Annotated in this window: 9 protein-coding genes; 2 read left to right on the forward strand and 7 right to left on the reverse strand. The window is 37.8% G+C overall.

The features are described 5' to 3' along the window. Positions 1-11: 11 nt before the first annotated feature. The 7 genes from lexA to DW938_RS14775 all read right to left on the reverse strand — a co-directional run bounded on the left by lexA (position 12) and on the right by DW938_RS14775 (position 5254). Positions 12-608, reverse strand: coding sequence for a transcriptional repressor LexA (gene lexA, locus DW938_RS07525; protein WP_117865045.1), 597 nt, complete (start codon positions 606-608; stop codon positions 12-14). 97 nt (positions 609-705) lie between these two features. Then, positions 706-1662 carry a WYL domain-containing protein gene (locus tag DW938_RS07530; RefSeq protein ID WP_117865043.1) on the reverse strand — a complete coding sequence of 319 codons (957 nt, stop codon included), beginning with the start codon at positions 1660-1662 and terminating at the stop codon, positions 706-708. A 3-nt stretch (positions 1663-1665) separates the two neighbouring features. Continuing rightward, positions 1666-2091: a hypothetical protein gene (locus DW938_RS07535; RefSeq protein ID WP_117865041.1), complete on the reverse strand. Its 426-nt coding sequence runs from the start codon at positions 2089-2091 to the stop codon at positions 1666-1668. Positions 2092-2323: 232 nt separating this feature from the next. Beyond that, the gene (locus tag DW938_RS07545; protein WP_021361840.1) at positions 2324-3517 is read right to left on the reverse strand and encodes a site-specific integrase; all 1194 of its coding nucleotides are present in this window, start codon (positions 3515-3517) and stop codon (positions 2324-2326) included. 78 nt (positions 3518-3595) lie between these two features. Further along, entirely contained in the window at positions 3596-3802 is a 207-nt protein-coding gene (locus tag DW938_RS07550; RefSeq protein ID WP_002341493.1) for an excisionase, read from the reverse strand. Next, positions 3795-4937, reverse strand: a complete 1143-nt coding sequence (locus DW938_RS07555) for an XRE family transcriptional regulator (RefSeq protein WP_021361841.1) — start codon at positions 4935-4937, stop codon at positions 3795-3797. The genes DW938_RS07550 and DW938_RS07555 overlap by 8 nt, the downstream gene beginning before the upstream one ends. A gap of 173 nt (positions 4938-5110) precedes the next feature. Continuing rightward, positions 5111-5254: a hypothetical protein gene (locus DW938_RS14775; RefSeq protein ID WP_181979568.1), complete on the reverse strand. Its 144-nt coding sequence runs from the start codon at positions 5252-5254 to the stop codon at positions 5111-5113. 209 nt (positions 5255-5463) lie between these two features. Here DW938_RS14775 and DW938_RS07560 point away from each other — a divergent pair, with 209 nt between their 5' ends. Together DW938_RS07560 and DW938_RS07570 are read left to right on the forward strand one after the other, a co-directional pair. After that, the gene (locus DW938_RS07560; RefSeq protein WP_009242236.1) at positions 5464-6084 is read left to right on the forward strand and encodes a helix-turn-helix transcriptional regulator; all 621 of its coding nucleotides are present in this window, start codon (positions 5464-5466) and stop codon (positions 6082-6084) included. A gap of 450 nt (positions 6085-6534) precedes the next feature. Further along, on the forward strand, positions 6535-8669 hold a 2135-nt coding region (locus tag DW938_RS07570; protein ID WP_117561675.1), incomplete at its 3' end, for an immunoglobulin-like domain-containing protein.

Raw genomic sequence — 8669 nt, forward strand, 5'->3', positions numbered from 1 at the left:
CCATATTCTTATTAAAGATTTTTTATGACATTTACAGCGACGCCCTGAATGATACAGTTATCCACGTAGATATCATCCATTTCGCTGTTTTCGGGATGAAGACGTATTCTGTGATTTTCCGGGTAAAAACGCTTAAGCGTAGCTTCATCATCAATAAGAGCGACCACTATATCGCCGGGTTCAGCACAGTTCTGCTGTCGGATAAGCACCAGATCACCGTAATCTATCCCTGCCTCAATCATGGAATCGCCGTTGGCTCTGAGAAGAAAAAAGTCGCCTCTGCCAAACAAAGAAACCGGAAGTCTTACGTATTCTTCGATATTTTCTTCTGCGAACTTCGGAAGGCCGCAGGAGATTGAACCAAGAACAGGAATTTCTACAGTTTCGGAAAGCGTTTGCTTCCGGCGTTTTGTAACAATACTGCGATGGCCGCCATAGTCCAGTTCTCCGTTTGCTTTCATTTCCTGCATATAGCGGCAAATGGTAGCGTCAGACAGTTCTGTACCGACTGATATTTCCTTTATGCTTGGCGATGAGCCGTAATTTGCCGTATAATCGTCTATAAAAGCTATAATTCTTTTGAAATATTCGGGATTCTTGTGACGCATTTTTATATGCCTCTCTAACTGTAATATTCATTTCGTTATGCATATATTATAACTCCTATTGAATTTGATGTCAATAGATAAAAAAAGAGGTGCACAATTACTTATGCACCTTGAACACACTTTCTCCCATTTGCACAAATCGGTCAACTGCTTCTTGTGGAGATTGTATACATATTTCACCCCGATACTGAAATACCCAAGCATAAAACGTAGGACTCAGCTCGACATTTATCTTTACAGTGAAAAAATGTTTATCGCAGCTATGTGTTTCTATATCATCGCCGAACTTATCTATTATTGCTTTCATATGTTTGTTTTTACATTTCAGCGTAACGGTCTCAAGTTCTCCGCTGAACATTTTAAAGGTTTGAGCTATAAAGTCTTTCAGCACAAAATCTTTCGGACACGGTATTGCAATGCTTTCCATAATGGATATATTCGCTAATCTGTCTATTCGGAAAACCGTTATATCCTTATGCTTTTCACAATACCCCACCAAATAATACCTGTCATCATTCCACACGGCGGCATAAGGACTGACCGTATATGTATATCCGTTATGCTTTAAAACCTTTTCTCTTTTTTCGTTATATTCGTAATATTGAAACCGGATTTTCCTGCACTGTGTAATAGCTGTATTTATAGCGTCGGCATAATATATGCTTTTATTGTCCGCTTTATTTTCGTTCGGCTGCTGAATTAAACTCTTTATCTCATTCTTTTGATAAACACTTAACTGTGAAAACAGCTTGTCTATAAGCTCTGCTGATTTTTCTTCCGAAATAAACTGTGCTGCGTTTGCGGCGTCGCAGAGCATTTTTATTTCTGCGGACTCCAATCCTCTGCTTCCGATAAAATATTTATTCTGTGTACTTTTATCGCAGATAACATCATAGCCTGCGTTTCTTAACCTTTCGATATCCGCAGGAATAGTATTTCTGTGAGCTGCCACGCCTTGCTCTGCAAGTTTTTCAATAAGCTGATTTGTTGTCAACTTATGATTTTCGTCTGTTTGTTTTATGAGGATTTGGAGCAAAGCCAGAAGCTTATTCATATTTCACCTACTCAAAAGTATTCCGTAAATGTCGTCGATATTAATTCTTTTTCCGCTGACAAACACTATCGTGCGTTCATATTCGTCAATTATTCTGACCCTGTCGTTCAGAGTCACATAAGCGCCTCCGGATTTCTTTTCGTCCGAAATAAAATATTCTACCGTGATTTCGGGCTTAACGTCAATATTATCTTTTATATATTGAAGTTTTGCGTTAATATCATATATTCTATCTTCATCAAGTTCAATCTTTTCATCTGTAAGCCTTGCAGTTTCCTTGATCTCGGAATCATAGCCTGTAAGAGCCGCAAACGGGGAGAACTGGGATGCACGGTTTTCCCGAGACATTCTCGGATGTTTGCTTGAGGTATGGTGAGGAAGATTGATTATATCCGCATAGCGGCTATCTTTTTCATTATTATCATGCATATTTTTCATCTCTAAAATCAGATTTTGATGTTCTTTTTAAGCCCTTGTTTTAATAATTCATCTTGAAATTATATATGTCTTTTTGACTATCTTTTTATATCTCCTTAAATGTCCGCAAAGCCTTATTTTATAGGCTCTACGGGCATTTTGCTTTTGTGGTAAACCTCACATATCTAGGTCTATCTTCTTATATTTTCGCTATCAAGCGTGGTTAAAATCGTGGTAAATACTTCTATGCGATTAGACGCTGAACCTCTGATTTTGCGGTATCTATGGACGCATGAGCGTACCAGTTCATTGTGATACTAATGTTTGAATGTCCCATGATATACTGTAAATCTTTTGGGTTCATGTTCTTGCTTGCCAGTCTTGTGCAGAATGTATGGCGTAGCGTATGCGGTGTGATATGTGGCAAGGGATTGTCCTTGTGGTGCTTGTTATATTTCTTTACCATACGGACAAATAAGGCGTTGTAATCAATCGCAACTTTGGGCTTGCCTTTATGATTGACAAATAAGAAATTGCTCTGTCCGTCTATCACAAATGGTTCTGCCTTTGGGCGTTTCTTCATAACCCGTTGAAATGCCTGTATTGTTTCTCTACTTAATGGCACTTGTCTTATTCCGCTTTTCGTCTTAGGCGTTTCAATATAATAGCCCTGTTCCTTGCTCTTTAGTAACTGGTGGTCGATAATTACAACTTCATTCTTGAAATCAATATCAGCTACTGTCAGTCCGCACAGTTCCGAGATACGAAGTCCAGTCTTTAACAGTATCAGCACATCATCATAATGCTTGTGATACACATTGTCTGTCTTGATAAATGAGAGTAAGGCTTGTTCCTGTTCCTCTGTCAATGCGACTTTCTCTTTGGTATCATTTTCTAGGACTTCACTTAACTTAAAATCAAAAGGGTTCTTCCTTACACAATCGTCTTGTATGGCGATATAGAATGACGCTTTTAACGAGCGTTTATGGTTGTTAATGGTGTTATAGGAAAAGCCTTTATCTTTCATGCGTAACGCCCATTCCTTAGCGTCAGAGGGTTTTATCGCATCAATGCTCCTAGCACCCAACTTGTCCTCTTTCAATAACCGCATGAGTTGTTCCCGTTGTTTTTGTGTGCTTTTCTTCACATTCGCCCTCTGTAAGTTCTGTTTGGCATAGAGTTGGCAAAGCGTCATTTTCTTGCCTGTGCTGTCGATACCGTCCTCAATATCCCGTCTTATCTGCTGTTCCAGTTCACGAAGTGAGGGTTTTTCCCGTTTTTCCTTTGGTGTCGGGTCTGTGGGTGTCAATCTCCAAGCATACACATATTTTGTGTTTCCAAATGCGTCTACATATTTATATAAGTATTTCCCGTCTGTTCGTTGGCTCTCTCCAGTATGCAGGATACGTCCTTTACTATCCCGTCTTTTTTCTTTCATGGTGTCTGCTCCTTTCCTTGTTGGAAAGAGCCTTGATATGACTTGTGTTCATCATAACACATACAAGGCTCATTTGCATTAGATTGCGTCCAATTTGTCAATAACCTGTTCAAACTGTCGGCGTTTAATCTGTATGCGGTTGCCATTCATAATGAGCCAGCCAGCGTCCTTGTTTTCCTCTGCTAAGCGTCTTAACTTGTTTTCTCCGATACGGAAATACTTTGACGCTTCTTCAATGGTAAGGGTATATTTTTCCCATACGGGAATATCCTGTGCATTACTCATAAAACACCCCCTCACTTTCGATTACATCTGCTATATCCGTACACATCTGTTCTACAAGCATTTCCTGTTTTTCGGAAAGGTTGGTACATTCATCAATCATTTTCATGTAGTTTGAGCCTGTCAGCCTGTCGATTTCCTCTATCATCACGATTGACGGCATGACCTGTCTTTCCAGCCATTGCAGAGTGCGTTCCATATTGACAGGTACGGGGTTCATTTCAAAAGGTAAACTGTCATGGGAAATGAATATCTCCCACAGCGGATAATCGGGAAATTGCACAAAATCAGTAATAAGGTAAAACACCAACCCATGAGGGTTATATGTCAATAACAATTCCTCAACTGCCTGTACTGCCTTTTTATCACGCAGACGAATTTCAAAACGGTTGATAATATCCGTATGTTTCTTTTTGGTTGCCTGTTCCTTTTGTTTTTCATACAGGCAGAAATATTTTGTGCTTGCCTTTGAGCCGATATAAAGGGTACTTGCTAAATTACGGTTTTTTCCGCTTAGTTTTCCACCTTGTACATTTTCATAGTTTTTACAGCGACAATCCGCACCGCCATTTTTGTATTTTTCAGACAAAACGGGAATATCCAGCAGACCGCACATATCATTGATTGCCAAGTCAAAACGTCGGATAACACCGCCACAGTCAAGACAGCGGTTTAAAAATGAATACCAATCCCTGTTCTGTGCCTGTAAGACATATTCCATGTTGCGTGAGCCTGCCCCTTTTAATTCTAAAAATACACCCATGTGTTCATCATCAGAAGCCATGACCTTGATTTCCCCGTAGGCATAATGCTCCTTATAGCCATAATACCCATAGTCATAATGGATAAAATAGTCCGCTTTCATGCCAAGCACCTTTCGGATAACTTCTAATGCGTCAGTCGTTGGAAAACGGACAGACAGATAATCAACGAGCAGATAAAAAGGCTTATCACAGACATAGTAATTCAGACAACGCAGGATAATGTTCTGTGTTTCTTTACTTGCGTTGGCTTTTCCGTTCTCAAAGCGGTTGATACTATATCTTGATACATGGGTAAGACTTGCAAGTTCTCCTTGTGAAAGACCGCTTGCAAGACGTTTGTTCTTCATTTCAAGTGCAAATTCTAAATTGTTCATTGTATTCCTCCAATCCCACAACAGCCTTGAAATACCTGTAAACCACTATTCAAAAGAATGTGAAATTACTATCTTCTTAAAACTTCTCATTACTACTCACAGGTTTGGGGTTGTATGGTTTTTGACTTGTCTTTTGTGAAATAGTGCCCCCCTGTTAGATAACGGGGGCACAGTCAAGGCTCGCAGGCTCGCCAGCCGACAAAGCATTTCTTCCCCTTGACACAAGGTGTCATGGCGGTAAGCCTGAGAGGCTTCCGCCACCGTGTCAGAAATACTTTGTCAGCAAGTCCTGTTTTGCCTTTTCTAACAAGTTCCATTTCAACCAATATTCATATCTACGGGTTTAATCAGATGGGTATTTCTTTTTGAATGTTTTTGTATTTCATGCTATTGTGCTTATTCACTCACAATAGCATAGTAATTCTTATATGCTTATTTGTCAATATCTTTTTTTGTCTTTACAAATCATATTAAGCATGATAGACTTATAACAGTGAAGATATAACGAGATATGGAGGGTTGTGCAATGAAAATAAGCCATTTAGGAAATAATATACAGACCATAAGAAAATTTAGGGGAATGAAACAACAGGAACTTGCGGACAAAATCGGTATCAATATGCAGAGCCTTTCCAAGATTGAAAGAGGGTTGAACTATCCTGCTTATGAAACGCTGGAAAAGATAATGGAAGTGCTGGACGTAACGCCGAATGAATTATTATCGGGAGAATGGAAGTATGTCAATCAGTCTGAAAAAGAAGTCTGTCAGTTTTTAAGAACAGAAGAACGTCTAAATGCAGAACTGAAACACGGACACTATGATAACTTCTTTGACAGCGAGGAAGAATGGCTGGAATATGAGTTGGAAAAGTTACGGGAATACATTACAGACTATATCAACGGGAAAAGCATTGAAGCGTCCGACCTTTACCCAATCAAAGAATTTATCCAGCATTTGAAGTTTCAAAAATTACTAGACCGCTATGATGATTTATACAGTATGGATATGTTTGGGGAAAGCATAGAGGGACATAAATATAGGACACCTTATCAAGTCGTGAAAATGATAAATCCGAACTCAAAAGAGGATATGGAACTGTTACGGGAAGTATTAAGGAATAACCATTTTGATGATGAGGACGAGTAATCTTTTTCCTCTTGCGAGAAGATACAGCAAACAAAAAGCCCGATCAAGAGTGCAAAGCACCACCAATGGTGGCAAGCTCTTGACAGGGCTTTTTCTTTTCTGTTGTGGGTACTCAAGAGGAAAAAAGGAAAAGTGTGATGTCTCAATTTTTTTATCTTGCACGCATAAAAAGATTGAAAGAGGTGTTTGTTTCCAGTATAATGTTTTTTGTATAGAAGCAAGGATTGAATTTTTTTGAAAGAAAGGGTTGACAGTCATGTTCACACATTGTTACGCTTGCGACAGACAGACAGACAGACAGACAGACAGACAGACAGACAGACAAGTAAATTCTGCCCTTTTTTCAATTCTATCAATAATAAACAGAACGCACAGATTATCCAGTTATAAGGGGGAGTTTGTGCGTTTTTCTATGCAAAGAATTTATGAAAAATAAGGAGTGAACAAACTATGAAGAAAAAACAAGTCCTTGCAGTAAGTTCCGCATTGATGATTGGAACAACAACTGCACTTACAGGGCTTCCTACTCCTGTCATGGCACAGGAAAACACAGAAGTTGTGCAGGAAGCCGTTGTAGAAGAAAACAAGACAGAGCAAGTTCCTGTGGAACAGAAAACAGAAAACGCAGAAGTACAAGAGAATATAACAGACAAGGAACAGGAAGAAACTGCTGAAAATGCAGAAACTTTAAAAGAAGAAAGTACAAAACAGGAAACACCTGCAACACCAGAAAAAGAAGTGGTTACCGAAGATAAGACCGTTGAAGCAAGCAAAAATACAGAAGTAAAAGCTGGAAGCATTGCTATTGATGAAGCACATTTTCCAGACAAAGTATTTAGAGAACAAATCATTGCAGAATTTGATAAAGACGGCGATAGTGTGTTATCTGTTGATGAAATATCAAAAGCCCAATTCTTAAACTTGCATGATATGAAAACGATATCTTCATTAGAGGGTATTCAATATCTAACAAATTTGCAGTCTTTAGATGTTTCTACGACTTCTGTTTCAGACTTAAGTCCGGTTAAAAACTCATCTTTAAAAAGATTAGATTGTCGTTCTTCAAAAGTAAGAAGCGTTGATTTAACACGTTATCCGAATTTGGAAGCTTTCGTTTGCGATAATACATCAATTAACAGTCTTGATGTATCTAAGAATGAAAAATTGAATACGTTATTTGCAGATAGTACCTCTATTTCCAATTTAGATGTAACAAACAATCCTAACTTAGAACAACTATCTTGTAGCAATACAGGATTAATGGAACTTGATGTCACACATAATCCGCAATTAGTCACTTTAGATATAGGAGATACAAAAGTAAAAACACTTGATATAAGTAAGAACCCTAATTTGAAACAACTATCATGTTATATGACAAATATAGCTGAATTAGATGTAACAAAAAACACAAAACTGACACGCCTTTTTTGTCATGATACAACTATTAAAAAATTAGATTTAAGCAATAATTTAGAACTTGAAATGCTACGTTGCGGTGAAATTTTTGAACAAGGGATAAGAGGTCTTGATATAAGTAAAAACACAAAAATTAAAAAATTAATTTGCGATGATTTATACTGGTTAAATGTCGGAGAGAATAAAGTTCTTGAAAATAATCATGCTTTTGTAGGCAACGGTTATATTGATATTAAAGGGAATAAAATCGACTTAAAAAAAGATGTTGAACAAGGAATAGATATTTCAAAAGTAAAAGTTACTGCAAATGGAACTTTAGATAAAGATACAGGAATTATAACGGTAGATGATGTAAAAAAACCAGTTACTTATGAGTATGATTGCGGTACTTATAAAGACGGAAACGTTGTTTTAAAAGTAGAATTATCGTTAAACTCACAAGGAGAAGATAATACAGCACCAACTATTTCTGCAAATGATGTTACATTGAATGTAGGCGATACTTTCGACCCATTGGCAAATGTAACAGCAACAGATAAAGAGGACGGAACTATCACTTTGACAAAAGATAATATTGTTGCAAATGATGTAGATACTTCTAAGGCTGGTACTTACCATGTGACTTATAAAGTAACAGATAAAAACGGAGCTTCTGCTAAAAAAACGATTACTGTAACTGTGAAACAAAATACAGGCGACCTTAACTCTGCTCCAATCATTTCAGCAAATGATGTTACATTGAATGTAGGCGATACGTTCGACCCATTGGCAAATGTGACAGCAACAGATAAAGAGGACGGAACGATTATTTTAACAAAAGATAACATTATTGCAAATGATGTAGATACTTCTAAGGCTGGCACTTATCATGTAACTTTCCGTGTAGTAGATAAAAATGGTGCAATTACTGAAAAAACAATTACAGTTACCGTAAAAGAAAAAGTAACAAATAAACCTGTAAGTCCACAACAGCCACAGAAACCGAGCAAGCCAACTACTCCAACAAAGCCTAGCGGACAAAAGAACCCTGTAAAAACAGGTGATATGACAAACGTAGGATTGTTTACTTCTATGTTTGCTGGTTCAACCGGTGTATTAGCTGTTTTATTAACGACAAAAACATACCCAGGAGGACTTTTACATGACCCAAGTACATTTTACACTGA

The sequence above is a fragment of the Ruminococcus sp. AM43-6 genome, assembly GCF_003461785.1.
GTDB classification, from domain to species: Bacteria; Bacillota; Clostridia; order Oscillospirales; family Ruminococcaceae; genus Hominimerdicola; species Hominimerdicola aceti.